Source organism: Kocuria rosea (genome assembly GCF_023715525.1).
Classification (GTDB): domain Bacteria; phylum Actinomycetota; class Actinomycetes; order Actinomycetales; family Micrococcaceae; genus Kocuria; species Kocuria rosea_A.
Genome location: NZ_JAMBOG010000001.1, coordinates 156,475 through 175,656, shown reverse-complemented (window position 1 = coordinate 175,656; position 19,182 = coordinate 156,475). Strand labels below are relative to the sequence as shown.

Annotated in this window: 19 protein-coding genes, 1 tRNA gene and 1 other RNA gene; 8 read left to right on the top strand and 13 right to left on the bottom strand. The window is 74.4% G+C overall.

Going from position 1 to position 19,182, the window contains the following annotated elements; all coding sequences use genetic code 11:
- The first annotated feature begins 121 nt into the window (after positions 1 to 121).
- Both M3185_RS00830 and M3185_RS00825 read left to right on the top strand, forming a co-directional pair.
- Positions 122 to 961 (top strand): SDR family oxidoreductase, encoded by an 840-nt coding sequence (locus M3185_RS00830; protein ID WP_251331776.1) that lies wholly within the window; start codon positions 122 to 124, stop codon positions 959 to 961.
- Between the two features lie 46 nt (positions 962 to 1,007).
- Positions 1,008 to 2,843 (top strand): glycoside hydrolase family 15 protein, encoded by a 1,836-nt coding sequence (locus M3185_RS00825; protein WP_308222159.1) that lies wholly within the window; start codon positions 1,008 to 1,010, stop codon positions 2,841 to 2,843.
- A gap of 21 nt (positions 2,844 to 2,864) precedes the next feature.
- Here M3185_RS00825 and M3185_RS00820 read toward each other — a convergent pair whose 3' ends face one another.
- On the bottom strand, positions 2,865 to 3,287 hold the full coding sequence (locus M3185_RS00820) for a CBS domain-containing protein (RefSeq protein WP_251331775.1): 423 nt from the start codon (positions 3,285 to 3,287) through the stop codon (positions 2,865 to 2,867).
- Between the two features lie 150 nt (positions 3,288 to 3,437).
- Between M3185_RS00820 and M3185_RS00815 the strand changes: the two genes are divergently transcribed.
- Complete coding sequence (locus tag M3185_RS00815) at positions 3,438 to 3,851, top strand: helix-turn-helix domain-containing protein (RefSeq protein ID WP_251331774.1); 414 nt, start codon at positions 3,438 to 3,440, stop codon at positions 3,849 to 3,851.
- 19 nt (positions 3,852 to 3,870) lie between these two features.
- On the opposite strand, the gene M3185_RS00810 is transcribed toward M3185_RS00815, so the two are convergent.
- The 6 genes from M3185_RS00810 to ffs form a co-directional block, all read right to left on the bottom strand.
- Positions 3,871 to 4,275 carry a Rieske 2Fe-2S domain-containing protein gene (locus tag M3185_RS00810; protein ID WP_251331773.1) on the bottom strand — a complete coding sequence of 135 codons (405 nt, stop codon included), beginning with the start codon at positions 4,273 to 4,275 and terminating at the stop codon, positions 3,871 to 3,873.
- Complete coding sequence (locus M3185_RS00805) at positions 4,272 to 5,246, bottom strand: 3-methyladenine DNA glycosylase (protein ID WP_251331772.1); 975 nt, start codon at positions 5,244 to 5,246, stop codon at positions 4,272 to 4,274. Before M3185_RS00805 ends, M3185_RS00810 begins: the two co-directional genes overlap by 4 nt.
- A 5-nt stretch (positions 5,247 to 5,251) precedes the next feature.
- A complete protein-coding gene (locus tag M3185_RS00800; protein WP_251331771.1) occupies positions 5,252 to 6,538 on the bottom strand; it encodes an aspartate kinase in 1,287 nt (428 codons plus the stop codon).
- Positions 6,539 to 6,636: 98 nt separating this feature from the next.
- Entirely contained in the window at positions 6,637 to 7,233 is a 597-nt protein-coding gene (gene recR / locus M3185_RS00795) for a recombination mediator RecR (RefSeq protein ID WP_251331770.1), read from the bottom strand.
- A gap of 109 nt (positions 7,234 to 7,342) precedes the next feature.
- Positions 7,343 to 10,183: a DNA polymerase III subunit gamma and tau gene (locus M3185_RS00790; RefSeq protein WP_251331769.1), complete on the bottom strand. Its 2,841-nt coding sequence runs from the start codon at positions 10,181 to 10,183 to the stop codon at positions 7,343 to 7,345.
- A 75-nt stretch (positions 10,184 to 10,258) separates the two neighbouring features.
- An RNA gene (ffs, locus tag M3185_RS00785) (signal recognition particle sRNA small type) lies at positions 10,259 to 10,355 on the bottom strand.
- A gap of 132 nt (positions 10,356 to 10,487) precedes the next feature.
- On the opposite strand from ffs, the gene M3185_RS00780 reads away from it, so the two are divergent.
- Together M3185_RS00780 and M3185_RS00775 are read left to right on the top strand one after the other, a co-directional pair.
- Positions 10,488 to 10,572, top strand: a tRNA-Ser gene (locus M3185_RS00780).
- 275 nt (positions 10,573 to 10,847) lie between these two features.
- Positions 10,848 to 11,198, top strand: a complete 351-nt coding sequence (locus tag M3185_RS00775) for a type II toxin-antitoxin system VapB family antitoxin (RefSeq protein ID WP_251331768.1) — start codon at positions 10,848 to 10,850, stop codon at positions 11,196 to 11,198.
- Here M3185_RS00775 and M3185_RS00770 read toward each other — a convergent pair.
- The 3 genes from M3185_RS00770 to M3185_RS00760 form a co-directional block, all read right to left on the bottom strand.
- Entirely contained in the window at positions 11,182 to 11,850 is a 669-nt protein-coding gene (locus tag M3185_RS00770; RefSeq protein ID WP_251331767.1) for a TetR/AcrR family transcriptional regulator, read from the bottom strand. The two genes, M3185_RS00775 and M3185_RS00770, sit on opposite strands and share 17 nt — an antisense overlap.
- 151 nt (positions 11,851 to 12,001) lie before the next feature.
- The gene (locus M3185_RS00765) at positions 12,002 to 12,724 is read right to left on the bottom strand and encodes a DsbA family oxidoreductase (protein WP_251331766.1); all 723 of its coding nucleotides are present in this window, start codon (positions 12,722 to 12,724) and stop codon (positions 12,002 to 12,004) included.
- 92 nt (positions 12,725 to 12,816) lie between these two features.
- Positions 12,817 to 13,674, bottom strand: a complete 858-nt coding sequence (locus tag M3185_RS00760) for a hydroxymethylpyrimidine/phosphomethylpyrimidine kinase (protein ID WP_251331765.1) — start codon at positions 13,672 to 13,674, stop codon at positions 12,817 to 12,819.
- Positions 13,675 to 13,903: 229 nt separating this feature from the next.
- Between M3185_RS00760 and M3185_RS00755 the strand changes: the two genes are divergently transcribed.
- Positions 13,904 to 14,626, top strand: coding sequence for a queuosine precursor transporter (locus M3185_RS00755; protein WP_251331764.1), 723 nt, complete (start codon positions 13,904 to 13,906; stop codon positions 14,624 to 14,626).
- A gap of 40 nt (positions 14,627 to 14,666) precedes the next feature.
- Here M3185_RS00755 and M3185_RS00750 read toward each other — a convergent pair whose 3' ends face one another.
- Together M3185_RS00750 and M3185_RS00745 are read right to left on the bottom strand one after the other, a co-directional pair.
- Positions 14,667 to 15,497, bottom strand: coding sequence for an MBL fold metallo-hydrolase (locus M3185_RS00750; protein WP_251331763.1), 831 nt, complete (start codon positions 15,495 to 15,497; stop codon positions 14,667 to 14,669).
- A 34-nt stretch (positions 15,498 to 15,531) separates the two neighbouring features.
- On the bottom strand, positions 15,532 to 16,005 hold the full coding sequence (locus M3185_RS00745; protein WP_251331762.1) for an SRPBCC family protein: 474 nt from the start codon (positions 16,003 to 16,005) through the stop codon (positions 15,532 to 15,534).
- A 51-nt stretch (positions 16,006 to 16,056) separates the two neighbouring features.
- Here M3185_RS00745 and M3185_RS00740 point away from each other — a divergent pair, with 51 nt between their 5' ends.
- Entirely contained in the window at positions 16,057 to 16,764 is a 708-nt protein-coding gene (locus tag M3185_RS00740; RefSeq protein WP_251331761.1) for a TVP38/TMEM64 family protein, read from the top strand.
- A 54-nt stretch (positions 16,765 to 16,818) separates the two neighbouring features.
- On the opposite strand, the gene M3185_RS00735 is transcribed toward M3185_RS00740, so the two are convergent.
- A complete protein-coding gene (locus M3185_RS00735) occupies positions 16,819 to 18,258 on the bottom strand; it encodes an amino acid permease (protein ID WP_251331760.1) in 1,440 nt (479 codons plus the stop codon).
- A gap of 190 nt (positions 18,259 to 18,448) precedes the next feature.
- On the opposite strand from M3185_RS00735, the gene M3185_RS00730 reads away from it, so the two are divergent.
- Positions 18,449 to 19,165: a FadR/GntR family transcriptional regulator gene (locus M3185_RS00730; RefSeq protein ID WP_251331759.1), complete on the top strand. Its 717-nt coding sequence runs from the start codon at positions 18,449 to 18,451 to the stop codon at positions 19,163 to 19,165.
- The last annotated feature ends 17 nt before the right edge of the window (positions 19,166 to 19,182 follow it).

Genomic DNA, 19,182 nt, shown 5'->3' with positions numbered 1-19,182 from the left:
CAGGCCCTAGGATGGCCAGTGTGCTGATCATCGGACGGCGGCGCGGCCGCGGCCCGGTGGCGGTGCGGGCACCGTCCCGGAAGACCCTGAAGGATCCGTCACCACCTGGAAGGACCACGTCATGAGCCAGCCAGAACAGCAGCAGGAAGTCCCCGGCGTCCAGAAGGAGATGACCCCCGTCCCCGACTGCGGGGAGGAGAGCTACCGCGGCTCGGGCAAGCTCGAGGGCAGGGCCGCGATCATCACCGGCGGGGACAGCGGGATCGGCCGTGCCGTGGCGATCGCCTACGCCCGCGAGGGCGCCGACGTGCTGATCGCCTACCTCGACGAGGACGAGGACGCGCAGGCGACCGCCCGCTGGGTCGAGCAGGCCGGGCGCCGGGCGGTGCTCGTGCCGGGCGACCTCTCCGACCCCGCCCACTGCCGGGCCGTCGTGGAGCGGGCCGTGCAGGAGTTCGGGAAGGTCGACGTGCTCGTCTCCAACGCCGCCTACCAGATGAGCCACGAGAGCCTCGACGAGATCAGCGACGAGGAGTGGGACTACACCTTCCGGCTCAACGTCGGGGCGTACTTCCACCTCACCAAGGCCGCGCTGCCGCACATGGGCCCGGGCTCGGCCATCATCGGCAGCTCCTCGGTCCAGTCCGACCAGCCCTCCCCGGAGCTGGCGCCCTACGCCGCGACCAAGGCCGCGATCGCCAACTTCTCGGCCGGCCTGGCCCAGATGCTCGGCGAGAAGGGGATCCGCGTCAACAGCGTGGCCCCCGGTCCCATCTGGACCCCGCTCATCCCGGCGACCATGCCGCCGGAGAAGGTCGCCTCGTTCGGGGAGCAGTCCGCGCTGGGCCGGCCCGGCCAGCCCGCCGAGCTCGCCCCCGTCTACGTCCTGCTGGCCTCCGACGACGGCAGCTACATCTCCGGCGCCCGCGTCGCCGTCACCGGCGGCCAGCCCATCCTCTGAGCACCGCACCCCGAGCCCACGACCGTTCCGGCGAGAGGACCACCGCGTGAGCGCACGCCCCGAGACCGCACGTCCCCGGCGTGCGCTGCACGAGCTGTCCCCTCGCCGGAACGGCTACGTGGAGCTGCGCTCCTACGCGGCCATCGGCGACGGGCGCACCGTCGCCATGGTCGCCCACGACGGGTCCGTGGACTGGTACCCGATCCCCGACCTCGACTCCGCCCCCGCCTTCGCCCGGCTCCTCGACGCCGACGGCGGAGGGTGCGTGGAGCTGTGCCCGGCCGAGGCGTTCGAGGTCACCCGGCGCTACGTGCCGGGCACCAACGTCCTGCAGAGCACCTACACCACCGCCGGCGGCGTCGTGCGGGTCACGGACTCCCTCAACGTGGGCTCCACCGGCCGGCTGCCCTGGAACGAGCTCGCCCGCTGCGTCGAGGGCGTGAGCGGGGAGGTGCCCATGGCGTGGCGGGTGGCGCCCGGGACCATGTTCAACACCGTCTCCCCCTGGGTGCAGGACACCGAGCAGGGCCCCGTCCTGCGCGCCGACGCGGTCTCGCTGGGGGTGCGCACGGAGCACACGGGGGAGTGCACCGTGGGCGAGCAGCAGATCACCGGCCGCTTCCGCACGCGCCCGGGCTCGGAGCACCTGCTCGCCGTCGTGGCCACGCACAGCGAGCCGCTGCGGCTGCCGACGCCCGCGAGCATCCGCAAGAACGTGGAGCTCACCCTGGACATGTGGCGGCGCTGGGTGGACCTGCTCGACTACGACGGGCCGTACCGGGCCGACGTCGAGCGCAGCGCCCTGACGCTGAAGCTGCTCAGCCACGACCCCTCCGGCTCCATCGCCGCCGCGGCCACCACGTCCCTGCCCGAGAACCGGGCGGGCACCAAGAACTACGACTACCGCTTCGCGTGGGTGCGCGACGCGACCTACACCCTGCACTCCCTCATCCGGCTGGGCGAGCAGGAGGACGTGCACGCCGCCGTGTCCTGGCTGCTGCGCATCGCCCGCGCCCAGTCCCCCGAGCTGCACGTCCTCAACCGGCTCAACGGCGAGGTCCCCGGCGACGGCACGACCGTCTTCGACGCCCCGGGCTGGCAGGGCATCGGCCCCGTGGTGGCGGGCAACGCCGCGGCGAACCAGCTGCAGCTCGGCGTCTACGGCGACCTCTTCGACATGGTCGACCTCTACGTGGGCGGCGGCAACGTGCTCGACGCCGCGACCGGGCGGATGCTCGCCGACATCGCCGACCGGATCTGCGACCTGTGGCGCCGCCGCGACGCCGGGATGTGGGAGCTGCCCGAGCACCGGCACTACACGAGCTCCAAGATGGGCTGCTGGCACGGGCTGGACCGCGCCGTGCGGCTGGCGGAGGCCGGCCAGATCCCGGGCAGCCCGGACCGCTGGCGGGCCGAGCGGGACCGGATCGCGGCGTGGATCGCGGAGCACTGCTGGTCCGAGGAGCGCGGCGCCTACGTGTGGTACCCCGGCACCGACGAGCTGGACACCTCCGTGCTGCTGCACGCCGTCAGCGGCCTCGACCGGGGGCCGCGGATGAGCTCGACCATCGACGCCCTGCGGGAGGAGCTGGGCCGCGGGCCGCTGCTGCACCGCTACAGCGGGATGCCCGACGAGGAGGGGGCGTTCGTGGCGTGCTCCTTCTGGGCGGTCGCGGCGCTCGTGCACGTGGGCCGCGCGGAGGAGGCCGCCGAGCTCATGGACGACACGCTGGCCCTGGGCAACGACGTGGGCCTCTACACCGAGATGATCGACCCGGAGGACGGCTCCTTCCTGGGCAACTTCCCGCAGGCCCTCAGCCACCTGGCGCTGCTGACCGCCGCGCTCACGCTCGAGGAGGCGGACCGGCGCCCGGAGCGCTGACCCGGGCGCCGGCTCCCGGCGTCAGTACCGGTCGGAGGAGAGGAGCCCCACGAGCTCTCCCACCCGGTCCTCGGGCATGGACCGGGCGATGTCGGCCTGGCTGACCATCCCGACGAGGTCGTGCCCGTCGATCACCGGCAGCCGCCGCACCTGGTGCTCCGTCATCGTCCGGATGGCCTCCTCGACGCTGTCGTCGGCGCCGATCGTCACCGGCTTGCCCTGGGCCAGCTGCCCGGCCTTCACGGCCCGCGGGTCGGTGCCGACGGCCAGGCACTTCACGACGATGTCGCGGTCGGTCACCATCCCCATGAGCCGGTCGTGCTCCCCGCAGATCGGCAGGGCCCCGACCCCCAGGTCCCTCATCTTCCGGGCGGCCTCCTCGAGCGTCTCGTTCTCCCCGACGCACTCCGCGCCCGGGCTCATGATCTCGCGTGCCTTCGTCATGGTCGCTCCTCCTGGTCGGTGAACCCTGTCCATCAGCGGGCTGACGCTCCGGTGTGCTCCAGCGTAGGAGCCGAACCGGGCGTTGTCTGCCCCCGGCACGGCCCCGGGCCCCCGTCGCCGGGGCCGTCGCCGGGCTGGAAGAATGGGCCCATGACCCAGCACCCCCCGACGACCACCGCCGGCCTCAGCGGCGCGCAGGCCGAGCGCCTCGCCGAGGCCCTGGACGCCCGCGACGTGACGGTCTTCGTGGACGGCACCTCCCTGCGCCTGCCCGCCGGGGCGCACGACGCCGTCCTCGACCTCCTCGCCCGCCTCGCCCGCGGGGAGACGGTCACGGTGACCTCCGTGGAGGAGCTGCTGACCACCTCCCAGGCGGCCGCGCTTGCGGGGATCTCGCACACCTACCTGCGCAACCTCACCACCCAGGGCGTCATCCCGGTGCAGTACCGGGGCACGCACCGCCGGATCCGCCTCGCCGACGTCCAGGCGTGGCTCGCGGGGCGGGAGAAGCCCGCGGACGACGCCGCCGCGGCCGCCGCGGCGGCCGAACGGCCCGGGGACTGAGCCCCTGAGCCGCAGAGGCTCAGCAGAAGCGGGCCACGACCCAGCCGTCGACCACGTCGACCGCCGCCGCGGGCAGGTCCTTCGCCGGGTCCGGCGGGGCCGTCCGGCCGGCGTCGAGCGCGAGGCGCGAGCCCAGGAACCGCCCGTCGGGGCCGAACACCCAGTAGTGGTTCGGGCACTCGAACGTCTCCGCGCGTCCTGCGGCCGCCCGGCACACCGTGGCCTGCTGGTGCGTGCAGGTGTTGCGCAGCACGTGCAGGCCCCCCTCGGCGTCCCGCGTGACGAGCACCGGCCCGGTGCTCGTCGGAGCCGTCACGAAGTCGAGCGGCCCGGGCACAGCGGTGACCTCGACGACCCGCTCCCAGCCCCCGGCCCGCTGCCGGTCCCCGGGGGCCGCCCGGTCCGCGGCGGGCTCCCCGCTCACGCCGCTCCCCGCGTGCTGCGGCCCGGGTCGAGGACGTCCAGGGCCTCGGCCAGCCGGCGGCGCAGGGGCGCGGCGCGGCGGGCGAAGTCCCGCTGCCGGCGCACGTACTCGGCCTTGCCCTCGGGCGTCTCGATCCGCACGGGCGCGTAGCCCCACCCGGAGAGGTCGTAGGGCGCGGCCTGCATGTCGGTCTCCCGGACGTCCCACGCGAGCTCGAAGCAGTCCATCAGCAGCTCGGAGGGAACGGCCGGGAGGAGCTTGTACGCCCACTTGTAGAGGTCCATGGTCGCGTGCAGGCACCCGGGCTGCTCGAGCCGGCGCTGCGCCTCCCGGGTGGGCTGCAGCTCGTTGAGCGGGACGGCCTGCGGCTGGAAGAAGCGGAACGCGTCGAAGTGCGTGCACCGGATCCGGGAGGACTCGACCACGGCGTCCGTGCCCTGCGCGCCCAGCCGCAGCTCGAGGTACTCGTGGCGCAGGTCGTTCTCCTGGGAGCGGTAGGCCATGGCCCACTCGTGCAGCCCGAAGCAGCCGAAGAAGCCGGGCTGGGCGGCGTGCGAGCCCAGCACCACCCGGGCGAAGTCGACCGCGGCGGCCCGCCGGGCCCGGAAGGCGCCGTCGTCGACCGTCACCGCCCCCGCGCCCGGGCCGAGGCCCAGCGCGGAGAGCTCGTCCGCGCGCAGCGGCCGGTAGAACTTCTCCGCCGCCCGCTCGGCGGCGTCCAGGAGCACGACCCCGGCGCCGGGGTGCCAGCGCTTGAGCTGCGCCGGCTTGAGCGTGTAGTAGGTGAACAGGAAGTCCTCGACCGGGTGCTTCCGGCCGTGGTGGCGGCGCTGGACGAACGGGTCCGCGTAGCGCGCCGCGCGCTGCTCGTGGGCGTGCGCGCGGGGCGCCCACTGCCCGCGGGCGAGGACGGCGACGGGGCGGGTCGCGGGACCCGCCCCGTCGCCGACCGGCCGGTGCGCGGAGGGCACGACGGTCAGCGGCCGGTCCCGGCGTAGACCGTGGCCTCCTGCTCGGCGTCGAGGCCGAACGCCGTGTGCACCACGCGCACGGCCTCGTCGAGGCGGTCGGCGGCCGTGATGACCGAGATCCGCACCTCCGAGGTGGAGATCATGTCGATGTTGATGTTCGCGGCGGCGAGCGCCTCGAAGAAGGTGAACGTCACGCCGGGGTTGGACTTCATGCCGGCGCCCACGAGGGAGAGCTTGCCGACCTCGTCGTCGTAGTCCAGGCCCGCGTAGCCGATCTTCTCCTCGGCCGCGCGCAGCAGGCTCACGGCGAGCTCGCCCTGGCACTCGTCCACGGTGAACGAGAGGTCCGTCCGGGGGTCGTCGCCGGTGGAGACGTTCTGCACGATCATGTCCACGTTGACCTTCGCCTCGGCCAGGAGCCGGAAGATCCGGGCCGCGATGCCGGGCTTGTCGGGCACCCCGACGACGGTGACCTTCACCTGCGTGCGGTCGTGGGCGATGCCGGAGATGAGCGGCTGTTCCAACGGGATCTCCTTCGGGGAGGTGGCGGCGTCTTCGGGGCTCGGGATGACCCAGGTGCCCTCGTTCTGGGTGAAGGACGAGCGGACGTGCAGCTTCACGCCGAAGCGGCGGGCGTACTCGACGCAGCGCAGGTGCAGGATCTTCGCGCCGTTGGCGGCGAGCTCGAGCATCTCCTCGCTGCTGACCTGCTCCAGCTTCCGGGCCCGGGGGGCGATGCGGGGATCGGCGGTGAACACGCCGTCCACGTCGGAGTAGATCTCGCACACGTCGGCCTGCAGGGCGGCGGCCAGCGCCACCGCGGTCGTGTCCGAGCCTCCGCGGCCCAGCGTGGTGATGTCCTTGGTCTGCCGGTGCACGCCCTGGAACCCGGCGATGATCGCGATGTTGCCCTCGTCGAGGGACTCGCGCACCCGCTGCGGGTTGACCTCCACGAGCCGGGCCGCGCCGTGGGCGCCGTCGGTGACCATCCCGGCCTGCGACCCGGTGAAGGACTGCGCCGGGGCGCCCATGCCGGAGACGGCCATGGCCAGCAGGGCCATGGAGATGCGCTCACCGGCGGTCAGGAGCATGTCGAGCTCGCGGGCAGGGGGCCTGCGGGTGACCTCGTTGGCGAGGTCGAGGAGCTCGTCGGTGGTGTCGCCCATGGCGGAGACCACGACGACGACGTCGTGGCCGCGGTTGCGGGTCTCGACGATCCTCCGTGCGACGCGGCGGATGCCGTCGGCGTCCGCGACGGAGGAGCCACCGAACTTCTGCACGATGAGGCTCATGGGTTCAACTCCTGTGGTCGGTGGCGGCCGGGTCCGATGGGCGGCCGGGGGCCCGTGCGGGCTCCCGGGCCCGGCCCCGGGACAGTCTACCGGGCCGGTCAGGCGACGACCGTGCGGCCCTCGAACGCCCGGCCCAGCGTGACCTCGTCCGCGTACTCCAGGTCCCCGCCCACGGGCAGCCCGGAGGCCAGCCGGGTCACCCGGACCCCCAGGGTCTTGAGCATGCGGGACAGGTAGGTGGCGGTGGCCTCGCCCTCCAGGTTGGGGTCGGTGGCCAGGACGACCTCCTGGACGGTGTCGTCCGACAGCCGCGTCATCAGCTCGCGGATCCGCAACTGGTCCGGCCCGATGCCCTGGATGGGGCTGATCGCCCCGCCCAGCACGTGGTAGCGGCCGCGGAAGCTGCGGGTCCGCTCGATGGCCATCACGTCCTTGGACTCCTCGACCACGCAGATGACGGTGGCGTCCCGGCGGGCGTCACGGCAGATCGCGCACTCGTCCATCTCGGCGACGTTGCCGCAGATCCGGCAGAACTTCACCTTCTCCTTGACCGTCGTCATGGCGTCGGCCAGGCGGCGGACGTCCTCCTTGTCGGCGTCGAGGAGGTGGAACGCGATCCGCTGCGCGGACTTCGGCCCGATGCCGGGCAGCCGGCCCAGCTCGTCGATCAGATCCTGAACAGCGCCTTCGTACACGTTCTCCTCGATTTCCGGGCCGTCGCGGGCCCCTCTGCTCGTCCACGGCCGCGGTCGCGGTCCTCGCCGGGGTCCGCACCGCACGGACCGGGACGGGTGGCGCGGCCGGTCACTCCCCGGCGTGCAGGTCCCGCTCCTCGATCAGCATCCCGCCGAGGATCCGCTCGATGGCGGCACGGCCGTAGAGCGTGGAGTCCTCGAGCGCCTCGTCGTCCGAGCTGGGGACGAACGAATCGTCCCATTCTACGCCGTCGTCCCGCGGCGGCGCGGCCTGCTCCGGGACCTGCCGGCCGGCGGCGATCTGCGCGGCGTGGCGCTCGCGGAAGCTCAGGCGCTGGCGGGCACCGGCGTCGTCCCCGGCGACGGCCTGCTGAGCCGGTGCCGGTCGGGCGGGTGCCTCGGCGCGGGCCGGGCCCGGCCGGGTCGCCGCCGGGACCTGTGCTGCCGGTGCCGCCTCCCGCCGGGCCGCGGGGCTGGGCCGCCACTGCTCGGGCGGTGCCTCGTCCGGGTCCGCCGGCCCGCCCGCGGAGGGGGACCCGTCGGGGTACGGGGGCTCCTCGGGATAGGGCGGCTCGTCGGGATAGGGCGGCTCGTCCGGGTACGGGGGCTCCTCGGGCGGCGGGACGTCGTCGTCGGAGGGCGGGACGTCCCGGTCCTGCGGGCCGGGCCGGGAGCCCGGGGCCCGGGAGTGCGCCCGGACCGGCTCCGGGCGCGGCGCGGGCGCCGGTGCGGCAGCCCGGGCCGGTGCGGGGGAGGAGGGGCGGGAGGCCTGCTCCGGCGCACCGGAGCGCTTCGCGGGCTCCGGTGCAGGTTCCTTGGGGTGCTCCGGCGCGGGGGCGGGCGCGGGGCCGCCCTGCGGGATGGAGGCCACGGACCAGCTGTGCACGGGCTCCTCCGCCCAGGCGGGGTCGTCCCACTCCGGGGCGCTGTCCGTGGCGGGCCGGCCGTGGGCCTCCCACGCCCGGTGGGCCCCGCGCGGCTCGTCCTGCGACCACTGCCCGTCGGCCGGTCCCCGGTTCGGTCCGGGGCCGCTGCGCTCCGGGGTGTCCGCCTCGCGGGGCGCGCGCTGCTCCTGGCGCTCCGGCCCGACCTGGCGCTCCGGGCCACCTCGGCCGGCGTCCGGGCGGGGGTCGGTGGGGCGTCCGCGCGGGGGCGTCGACGGCTCCGGGCCGCGCGGGGTGCCGCCGCGGCCGTGCCCGCCGCCCGGCGGGACGGCCTCCGCGCGGCAGTCGATGCCGAGGACCTGGTGCACGGCCCGGCGCAGGTCGTCCTCGAAGCGCGGGAAGTTCATGAGGTCGCCCTCGGCGTCGAACATGATGCGCAGCACCTTGCCGTCGAAGGACTGCGGCGTGCCGCGCTGGACGGTGAACCAGGCGACGCGGCGGATGTCCGCCAGGGCGTTGACGATCTCCGGCCAGGAGGCGCGGAGCAGGTCGATCTCGTTGCCCGCTCCCTCCCCCGCGCGGGGGGTGTCCTGCCGGGACGCCGGCCCGGGGGCCGGGACGGGGGCCGGGCCGGGGTGCTGCTCGGCGCGCTGCGGCCGGTCCCCGCCGCGCTGCGCGTCCGCGGGACGGGGCTCGTCCGCCGGACGCGGCGCTGCGGCCGGCTGCTCGGGAGCCGCGGCCGGCTGCGGCCGCTCCGCGGGCTCCTCGCGTGCCGCAACAGCTGTCCCGCCCGGTGCGGGGGCCCCGGGCGCGGCAGGGGGAGCTGGCTGGGCGGCGGGCGCCGTCGCAGGTGCGTCCGCGGGCTCCTCGGGCGCGGCGGCCCCGGCGGGGACGCTGCCGCGGGGGATGCTCAGCCGCCGCTCCAGGCGGTCGACGCGGGCGGTGACACCGCGCGTGGTGTCCTCCGAGGAGGGCAGCAGGATCCGGGCGCACAGCAGCTCCAGGTGCAGCTGGGGGGAGGTCGCGCCGGTCATCTCGGTGAGGGCGGTGTTGGTGATGTCCGCGGCGCGGGACAGCTCGGCCGCCCCGAGCTGGGAGGCCTGGTTGCGCAGCCGGGAGACCTGGTCCTGCGGCATCCCGTGCAGGATGTTGCCCGCGGACTCCGGCACCGCGTTGACGATGATCAGGTCCCGGAACCGCTGGAGCAGGTCCTCGACGAACCGGCGGGGGTCCTGGCCCGTCTGGATCACCCGGTCGACCGCGCGGAACACCGTGGCGGCGTCCCCGGAGGCGAAGGCGTCCACGACGTCGTCGAGCAGGGCGCCGTGGGTGTAGCCGAGCAGGGCCACGGCGAGGTCGTAGCCGATGCCGCCGTCGTCGGAGCCGGCCATGAGCTGGTCGAGCACCGAGAGGGTGTCGCGCACGGATCCGCCGCCGGCGCGGACCACGAGCGAGAGCACGCCCGGGGCCACGGGCACGTGCTCCTCCGTGCACAGCTGCTCGAGGTAGTGCACGAGGGGCTCGGGCGGGACCAGGCGGAAGGGGTAGTGGTGCGTGCGGGAGCGGATGGTCGTGAGGACCTTGCTCGGCTCCGTGGTCGCGAAGATGAACTTGATGTGCTCCGGGGGCTCCTCGACGATCTTCAGCAGGGCGTTGAAGCCCTCGCGCGTGACCATGTGGGCCTCGTCGATGATGAAGATCTTGTACCGGTCCCGCACGGGCGCGAACGTCGCGCGCTCCCGGAGGTCGCGGGCGTGGTCCACGCCACCGTGGCTGGCCGCGTCCATCTCGATGACGTCGAGGGAGCCGGCGCCGTCGCGGGCGAGGTCCCGGCAGCTGTCGCAGTGCCCGCAGGGGGTGGCGGTCGGTCCCTGGGCGCAGTTCAGGCAGCGGGCGAGGATGCGGGCGGAGGTCGTCTTGCCGCACCCGCGGGGGCCGGAGAAGAGGTACGCGTGGCTGACCCTGTCCTTGCGCAGCGCCGTCATCAGCGGCTCGGTCACGTGCTCCTGGCCGATGACGTCCTCGAAGGTCTCCGGGCGGTAGCGGCGGTACAGGGCGGTAGTCACAACTGTCACCTTAGCGGCGGAATCCGACAGGCCGGGCGGGTGGTGGCGGCTGGGGAGGGCCGGCCCGTCCGGGAACGAGAAGACCCCTCGCGCACCCGCCAGAGCCCGTCTACCCTTGCTACCTTCCGGTCCTGGGGGAGTTCAACAGGATGACGCCACGCGAGGGGCTGTCCCACAGTTTAGCGGATGCGGCGGCCGCGTCGAAACCGGCGCCGGAAGCGGCCGATTCGGCATTGGCGGGCGGGTCGGTTATGCTGGACTCCGCATGTTCGGCCGCCGTGAGGCGATCGCGACGTGCGTGCCTGGAGGATTCGCCTAGCGGCCTATGGCGCACGCCTGGAACGCGTGTTGGGTTCACGCCCTCGGGGGTTCAAATCCCCCATCCTCCGCACGGAAGATGTCCCCGGACATCGGAAACGCCCCGGACCACCTGGTCCGGGGCGTTTCGTGTTTCCGGACCGTTCTGGCGCCACCGCCCGTCCTGGTGCCGCGAGTCCCCGGGCCGGTCGCATCTCCCCATGCCTGGACGTGGGGGAACGACGCGGGTGTGGGGGCTCGGCGCGAGAGGCCCGGCGGGTGTGGGGGCTCGGCGCGGGGGGGGGCCCGTCGGAGGGGTCCGCGAGGCGCGGACGGCCGGCGCGGAGGCGGACCCTAGGATGGACGCATGATTTTCAAGGCCGTGGGCGACTCGCGCCCGTACCCGGACCACGGCCTCGTGACGCCCTCGGACTGGTCCGGCGTGGCGCCACGCCAGGTCCGGCTGGACCAGCTGATCACCACGAAGACGACCCTGGACCTGGAGACGCTGCTGGACGCGGACTCCACGTTCTACGGCGACCTGTTCCCGCACGTGGTCCGCTGGGCCGGGGAGCTCTACCTCGAGGACGGGCTGCACCGGGCGCTGCGCACCGCGCTGCACCACCGCACCGTGCTGTACGCGCGCGTGCTCGAGCTCGGCAGGGCGCCGGTGTCCCGCCCGGCGCAGGAGGGGCGCCCGGTCAGGACGCCGCGCTGAGCGCCGGGCGCCCCGGCGCCAGGCGCACGGGCCGGCCCTCGGCGTCGAACTGCGCGCCCAGGCCCTGCTGGATGAACCGGACGGTGGAGCGGATGTGCCGCTCGCGCGCCGCACGGTCCTGGTCGGAGGTCTGCCCCCGGTCCGCGGCGGCGGTCAGGGAGCCGTGCACCAGGGCGGCCAGCTCGGAGATGTCCCCCTCGGGCAGCCAGCCCTGGCCGATCGCGTCCCGCAGGATCGCGGCCAGCAGTCCCTGCAGCTCGCCCACGTGCTCCCCGAGCTTCTGGTAGTCCTCCGGGGAGAGGACCGTGCGCATGGTGGGCCCGGGCGGCAGGTGCCGGCGGGTGAGGTCCTCGATCTGGGCGCGGATGTACACCGCCAGCCGGTCGACCGGGTTCTCGACGCCCTCCAGGTCGCGGCGCAGGTCGGCCATGAAGCGCTCGGTCTCGTCCAGGGCGTAGGCGACGAGGAGCTCGCCCATGTCCGCGAAGTAGTTGTAGACCGCCGTGCGGCCCACCTCCGCGTTCTTGGCCACGTGGGTCATGGTCAGCCCGGTGAGGCCCTGCTGGTAGAGCAGCTGGCCGAAGGAGTCGAGGATCGCTCGTTTGGTGTTCTCGCGCTGCGCGGCATTGCTGGCAGCTGAAATGCGGGGCATGATGACACCTTATCTCTATATGTCATCAAAGTATGCACACTTTAATGAGCCTTGGTGACGGTGTGTCCGACTATGACACCACCCTTCCGCCCGGAACGCTCCTTCGGGGAGAAAGGTCTGGGGCAACGTCCAGGAAACGTCCGACCGGCACTCAGCAGCCGCGCCCGTCGGGTCCGCAGGCCGGGCCCGCGCTCCCGAGGTCGGCCAGGGGCCCGACCTCCGCCCACACCCGGTCCAGGGCCCGCGCGAACGTCTCGGTCGGCTGCGCGCCCGAGATCCCGTAGCGACCGTCCAGCAGGTAGAACGGCACGCCCTGGACGCCGAGCCGCCGGGCCGCCGCGACGTCCTCCTGCACGGCCGTGTCCAGGGCGGGATCGGCGAGCGCCCGGCGCGCGACCGTCTCCGGCAGCCCGGCCGCGGCGGACAGGGCGACCAGCGCGTCGTCGTCGCCGAGGTCGAGGCCGCGCTCGAAGTGGCCCGTGAGCAGGGCCTCCTTCAGGCGTGCTGCCACGGGGCCGCCGGTGGCGAGGTCGTCCTCCCGGCGGGCGGCGTGCAGCAGGCGGTGGGCCTTGCGCGAGTTCGCCACGACGAGGGCGTCGAAGTCGTAGTGCAGCCCCTCCCCGGCGGCGACCGCGCTCACCTGTGCGAGCATCTGCTGCACCTGCTCCGGGGCGAGCCCCTTGGCGCCGGCCAGGTAGTCGGCCTCGCGTCCGGGGTAGGAGTCCGGCAGGGAGGGGTCGAGCTGGAAGCTGCGGTAGGTGACGCGCACCTGCTCGCGGTGCGGGAAGGCAGCCAGGGCGCGGTCGAAGCGACGCTTGCCGATGAGGCACCACGGGCAGGCGATGTCGGAGCAGATGTCGATCTGCAGAGTCATGTACGCGTCAACATGACCGCGTCCCGCCCCATTCCGGGGCGGGACGCGGCCGGTGCTCCTGCGGCGGGCGCGGCGGGGACCGCCGCGCCCGCTCAGCGCTCGGCGGCGGAGCCTCCCTGCCACAGGGAGTCGAACGGGGCCCGCGAGCTCAGCCGCTGCCGGATGCCGGCGGAGACGAAGGCCTTGGCCGTGCGGGCGGCCTCGAGCGGCTCGGCGCCCTTCGCGAGCTCGGCGGCGACGGCGGCCGCGAGGGTGCAGCCGGCGCCGGCCACGGGGACCTCGCCGACCTTGGGCTCCGAGAGCACCTCGAGGGTCGTCCCGTCGAAGTAGACGTCGACGGCGTCGGGCCCGGCGATGCGCACCCCGCCCTTGGCGAGCACCACGGCGCCGGACTTCTCGTGGATCCGGCGGGCGGCCTCCTCGAGGTCCTCGACGGTGCTGATCTCGTCCATCCCCGACAGGGAGAGGGACTCGAAGTGGTTGGGGGTCACGAACGTGGCCAGGGGCAGGATCTTCGCCTTGAGCGCCTCGTCGGTGTCCAGGGCGGCCCCGGGCTCCTGGCCCTTGCAGATGAGGACGGGGTCGAGCACGAGGTGGCGGGGCTTCAGCTCGGCCAGCACCTCGGCCGTGGTCGCGATGGTCTCCGGGCTGCCGAGCATGCCGATCTTCACGGCGTCGAGCGCGTGGGCGGCGGTGATCGCCTCGAGCTGCTCGCGCAGGACGTCCTGCGGCACGGGGAACAGGCGGTGGCCCCAGTCCTCGGCGGGGTCGAAGGAGACGATGCAGGTGAGCGCGAGCGAGCCGAAGACGCCGAGCTCCTGGAAGGTCTTGAGGTCGGCCTGCGCGCCGGCGCCGCCGGTGGCCTCGGAGCCGGCGATCGTCAGGGCGACGGGCGGCTGGGCCGCGGCGGCCCGGTCGGGGGCGGGGGAGGAAGCGGTGGTGTCGGTCATGGGAGCCATTGTGCGCCCCGGCCCGCGCTGGGGGCCAACCGCCGGGGCCGGGGCGCCGGGGCGGCGCTAGACTGTCCGTCGGCCTCCGGCCGCCGCGACGTCCCCGCACGGGGTTCCGCGGCGGCGGGCCTCCCGGGTGGCAGGCGGGAGGCCCCGCCGCACCTCCCAGCTCCACCCCGGCGTGCCCCGCCGGGCGACGTGCCGCGTCACGACAGATTGGTGATCCACCGTGTCCTCTCCCGCCTCCCCGGCCGCGCCCGCCGGGTTCGCCCGCCGGCCCCGCACCTGGTTCGACCTCATCGTGGCGGCCTACTGCGTGGTCCTCGTGCTCTCCAACGTCGCCGCGACCAAGGGGGTCGCGTTCGGGCCGGTCATCACCGACGGGGGTTTCTTCCTCTTCCCGCTCGCCTACGTCCTGGGCGACGTCGTCTCGGAGGTCTACGGCTTCCGCGCCGCCCGGCGCGCCATCCTGAGCTCCTTCGCCGCCGGACTGCTCGCGTCGGTCGTGTTCTGGATCGTCATCGCGCTGCCCCCGGCGGAGTTCTACACGGGCCAGGCGGCGCTCGAGACCGTGCTCGGGCCCGTCCCGCTCATCGTCGCCGGCTCCCTGCTCGGCTACCTCGCGGGGCAGCTGCTCAACGCGTTCGTGCTGGTCCGGCTGAAGGCCCGCACCCGGGAGAGGCACCTGTGGGCCCGGCTCATCTCCTCGACGGCGCTCGGCGAGCTCGTGGACACCCTCATCTTCTGCACCGTGGCCGCCCCCGTCATCGGGATCACCACGCTCGGGGACTTCCTCAACTACGCGCTGATCGGCTACGCCTACAAGGTCGCCGTCGAGATCGTCGTCCTGCCCGTCACCTACGCCGCGATCCGGTGGCTGAAGCGGCACGAGCCCACCTACGGCGTGGCCGGCCTGGCGGGGGAGGCCCCGGCGTCGTCGCCCGTGCGCTGAACGGGACGGCCCCGCGGGCGGGACGGCCCGGCCGGGCGGCTCAGAACCCCAGGTAGGCCAGCTGCGCGCCCACCGACAGGCGGGCGGCGGGGTGCACGTGCTGCGGGACGTCGCCGTAGACGCGGGCCGTGATCGCCTCGAGGGTGGCGCCGCGGCCCAGGGCGCGCACGGCCTCCCGGATCTCGGCGAGGCGCTCCATCCGGTGCTCGACGAGCTCCTGGCAGAGCTCCTCCAGGTTCTCCCGCACCCCGGCGTGCCCGGGCAGCACGAGCGCCCCGCCGAGCACGGCGAGCCGGTGCAGCGAGCGCAGGTAGTCGCCGAGCGTGCCGTCCGGGTGGTCGAGGACCGTGGTGCCGCGGCCCAGGACCGTGTCGCCCGTCAGGACGCTGCCCGGGCCGGCGCCGTCGGCGGCCGCGCCGGGTGCGGCGGGACCGGCCGCCCCGGGGTCCTCCGCGAGCGGGGCGTCGTCGGGCAGGTGGAAGCACGCCGAGTCGGAGGTGTGCCCCGGGGTGTGCAGCACCCGGATCCGGGTCCCGGCGGCCTCGACCGTCTCGCCGTCGCGCAGCGGCCCGGCGCCCCGGCAGAACTGCGGGAGGAACGCCCGCACCGGCGCCCCGGTGAGCGCGTGGAAGTCGTCGACGGCCTCGGTGTGGTCGCCGTGCCGGTGCGTGACCAGCGTCAGCACCGTGCGGCCGGCCGCGGCCAGCGCGGCCAGGTGCCCCCGGTCGGCGGGCCCGGGGTCCACGACGACGGCGTCCTCCTGCCCGGGCGCCCCGACCAGCCACGAGTTGGTGCCGTCCAGCGTCATCGGCCCCGGGTTCGGGGCGGTGAGCCGGCGGGTGAGCACGGTGGTGCGGGTGGGGACGGTCATGCGGGCAGACTATCCGAGCCGGCCGGGGCCCGGCTCAGCCTCCGGCGAGCAGCGCCTCGAGCTTGACGAAGGAGCTGCGCCACCCCGCCGCGGCGCCCCCGTGCACGCTCTCGGGCAGCGGTCCCTGCGTCACGACCAGCAGGGTCCCGCCGTCCCCGGTCGCCAGGAACTCGACGCGCAGCAGGATGGTGACCCCCGTGGGCTCGCCGTGCGGGCCCGGCAGCGCCTCGCGGCCCTCGAGCAGCGCGTCCTGCTCGACGCGCACGTACGTCGCGTGCACGGGCGAGACCTGGGCGGGGTCGGCGTCGTTGACCATCCGGAAGTGCTGGCGCCCCCCGGGCCGGACCTCGAGGAGCACGGACTCCCGGGGCACGCTCCAGCCCTGCGGGCCGAACCAGGCGGCGAGCCGGTCCGGGTCCGTGAACGCGGCGAAGACCGCGGCCGGGGGGTGGGCGAGGTCGTGGGAGACGGAGAAGACCTCCGCGGGGTCCAGATCGGTGACGTCCATGGGCACCATTGTCCTCGGTCCCGGGGCCGCCGGGTCGGTACAGTGGCGCACGTGAGCACCGAACCTGCGCGGGACCCGGGTGCCCCCGGCGCGCGGCCGGGGTGGGTCGCCCTGCTCAAGGGCGGTGCGCTGGTGCTGCTGCTGGGCCTCGCCGTCTGGTACCTCGTGGGCCACGAGCTGCCGACCGTGGAGCAGGTCCGCACGTTCGTGGAGGGCTTCGGGGCGTGGGCGCCCCTCGTCTTCGGCGCCGCCTACGTCCTCGTGGCCGCCAGCCCCGTGCCGGTGACGATCATGGCCGTGTCCAGCGGCTTCCTCTTCGGCGTGGCCCAGGGCAGCGCGCTCAGCATCGTCGCGTTCACCGCCGGGGCCTGGCTCGGCTACTGGGTCGCCCGGTTCCTGGGCCGTGACGCCCTGTACCGGATCGCCGGCAGCCGCGTCGGGACGGTCGAGGCCAAGCTCGACGGCAAGGGCTTCCTCACGGTGCTCGTCCTGCGGCCGGTGGTGCCGAACTGGACGCTCAGCTACGGGGCCGGGCTGGTGCGGATCCCGCAGCGCGACTACCTCGGGGCCACCCTGCTCGGCGGGATGCCGGGGCAGATCAGCTTCGCGGCCGTGGGCGCGTTCACCTCCCGGCCGTCGGGGCCGACGCTCGCGGCCGTGGCCGTCTCGTGGGCCGTCGTGGTCGTCGTGGCGGTCCTCGCGTGGCGGCGGTCGCGGCGGGAGGAGCCCACCGCCTCCGACGGCGGGGCGGCCGCGTAGGCCGGCCGGACGGCGGTGCCGGGGCGCCCCGCGGGGCGCCCCGGCACCGGGGTGCTAGCGGCGGGCGCCGCTGGTCTCCTCGGCCGGGGCGGCGTGCGGGGAGAGGGCCGCGGGCCGCGGGGCCCGGCGCTGCTGCCGCACGCCGAGGGCGACGACGACGGCCGCCAGGCCGGTGGAGGCCCACGCGGACTCTCGGGTGGCGTCGAGCACGAACATCCCGACGAGCATGGCGCCGATGGCGGCCACCGTGGCCCAGGTCAGGTACGGGAAGGCCCACATGCGCACGGGCAGCCGCGCCTGCTCCTGCGCGTCCATCCGGCGGCGCAGGACCAGCTGGGACAGGCAGATGACCAGCCAGACGAACAGCGCGATCGCGCCCGAGGTGTTCACGAGGAACAGGAACACGGCCTCCGGGGCGAGGTAGTTCAGGCCCACGGTGAGGAACCCGACCACGGTCGCGGCGAGCACGGCGGCGACCGGCACGCCGGAGCGCGAGATCCCCGACAGGGACCGGGGCGCGTCACGGCGCTCGGAGAGGGAGAACAGCATCCGGCTGGCGGTGTAGAGCCCCGAGTTCAGGCAGGAGAGCACGCTGGTGAGCACCACGACGTCCATGATCGTGGCGGCCCCCGGGATGCCCAGCCGCTCGATGACGGCCACGTAGGGGCTCTTGGCCACGGAGGCGTCGTCCCAGGGCAGCAGGGTGACGACGACGGCGATGGAGCCGATGTAGAAGAGCAGGATGCGCCAGACGGTGGAGTTGACGGCCTTCTTGACCGCCTTCTCCGGCTGCTCCGACTCCCCGGCGGCGATGGTGGCGATCTCGGCGCCGAAGAACGAGAACACGACGACCAGGATGCCGCTGGCCACCGCGGACCAGCCGTTGGGGGCGAACCCGCCGTGGCCGACGAGGTGGTCCGTGCCGGGGGCCGCGACGCCGGGGACGAGGCCGGCGATGGCCAGCACCCCGAGGACGAGGAACAGGACGATCGCCGTGACCTTGACGGAGGCGAACCAGAACTCGAACTCGCCGTAGGACTTCACGGAGACGACGTTGGTGAGCGTCAGCAGCACCATGAGCAGGAGGGCCCAGACCCACTGCTCCACGCCCGGCGCCCAGCGGTGCACGATGGCGGCGCCGGCGGTGGCCTCGATGCCGACGACGATGATCCAGAACCAGGCGTAGAGCCAGCCGATGCTGAACCCGGCCCAGCGGCCCAGGGCCTTGTCGGCGTAGGCGGAGAAGGACCCCGTCTCGGGGTGGGCGGCGGCCATCTCGCCGAGCATCCGCATGACGAACACGACGACGACGCCGGCGGCGGCGTAGGCGAGCAGGATGGCGGGACCGGCCTGCTGGATGGCCACGCCGGAGCCGACGAAGAGGCCCGCGCCGATGACGCCGGCGATGGCGATCATGGACAGGTGGCGGGGTTTGAGGGTCTTGGCGAGGCCGCCGTGGGGTGCGGGCGGCCCGGCCGGGGTGGAGGTGGACATGGTTCTCCCGGGGATGAGGGGGTGAGGGGGTCCGGTGCGCGGCTGACGGTGGGCAGCACTGCGCCGTGCCGGACCCCTCGAACGGACTCCGGCATGGTACGCACACCTGTGCTTCCCCGGCGTCACCGGGGCCGGGCCGGATCGCCGGGACGGGGTTGACAGGTGATGTGATCCCCGTCATGCTCGGACCATGAACCTGTCGGACAGCCGGACAGCCGGACAGCCCATTGTGCGCGTCAGTGCCGCCGAGGCGGTCTTCTCCGCCCTGCGCCGGGGGATCGAGGAGGGGCAGCTGCCGGTCGGGGAGAAGCTGCCCTCGGAGGCGGCCCTGGCCCAGCGCTACGACGTCAGCCGCTCGGTCGTCCGCGAGGCCCTGCGCTCCTGCGCGGCCCTCGGCCTGACGGAGAGCCGCACCGGCAAAGGGACCTTCGTGGTGTCCGCGCGGGTGGCCAAGGACCTGGCCCTGGGGACGTACTCGGCGCGCGACCTGCACGAGGCCCGTCCGCACATCGAGGTCCCCGCGGCCGGGCTCGCTGCCCGGCGCCGCACCGAGGAGGACGTGCAGCTCCTGCGCGACGTCGTCGGCGCGATGGTGGCGGAGGACGACCCCCAGGCATGGGTGGAGCTGGACACCAGCTTCCACGCCGCCATCGCGCGGATCAGCGGCAACCGGGTGTTCGAGAACGTCATCGCCGACATCCGTGAGGCCCTCACCCACCAGTCCGAGACCCTCAACGTCGTGGCCGACCGCCAGCCCCGCTCCGACGAGGAGCACCTGCGCGTCTTCCGGGCCATCGAGCAGGGCGATCCCGGCGAGGCCGAGGCGGCCATGCGGGACCACCTGGCGGCCGTCCACGACGCCCTGGGGACCATCACCGCCGACGGGCCCGGCCGGTCCCGTCCCTGAGCCACCCGGCCGGGCGC

Coding starts and splice junctions, on each gene's coding strand:
- M3185_RS00830 (WP_251331776.1), top strand. CDS start 122: ATGAGCCAGCCAGAACAGCAGCAGGAAGTCCCCGGCGTCCAGAAGGAG.
- M3185_RS00820 (WP_251331775.1), bottom strand. CDS start 3,287: ATGACGAAGGCACGCGAGATCATGAGCCCGGGCGCGGAGTGCGTCGGG.
- M3185_RS00815 (WP_251331774.1), top strand. CDS start 3,438: ATGACCCAGCACCCCCCGACGACCACCGCCGGCCTCAGCGGCGCGCAG.
- M3185_RS00800 (WP_251331771.1), bottom strand. CDS start 6,538: ATGAGCCTCATCGTGCAGAAGTTCGGTGGCTCCTCCGTCGCGGACGCC.
- M3185_RS00775 (WP_251331768.1), top strand. CDS start 10,848: ATGATTTTCAAGGCCGTGGGCGACTCGCGCCCGTACCCGGACCACGGC.
- M3185_RS00770 (WP_251331767.1), bottom strand. CDS start 11,850: ATGCCCCGCATTTCAGCTGCCAGCAATGCCGCGCAGCGCGAGAACACC.
- M3185_RS00765 (WP_251331766.1), bottom strand. CDS start 12,724: ATGACTCTGCAGATCGACATCTGCTCCGACATCGCCTGCCCGTGGTGC.
- M3185_RS00760 (WP_251331765.1), bottom strand. CDS start 13,674: ATGACCGACACCACCGCTTCCTCCCCCGCCCCCGACCGGGCCGCCGCG.
- M3185_RS00750 (WP_251331763.1), bottom strand. CDS start 15,497: ATGACCGTCCCCACCCGCACCACCGTGCTCACCCGCCGGCTCACCGCC.
- M3185_RS00745 (WP_251331762.1), bottom strand. CDS start 16,005: ATGGACGTCACCGATCTGGACCCCGCGGAGGTCTTCTCCGTCTCCCAC.
- M3185_RS00735 (WP_251331760.1), bottom strand. CDS start 18,258: ATGTCCACCTCCACCCCGGCCGGGCCGCCCGCACCCCACGGCGGCCTC.
- M3185_RS00730 (WP_251331759.1), top strand. CDS start 18,449: ATGAACCTGTCGGACAGCCGGACAGCCGGACAGCCCATTGTGCGCGTC.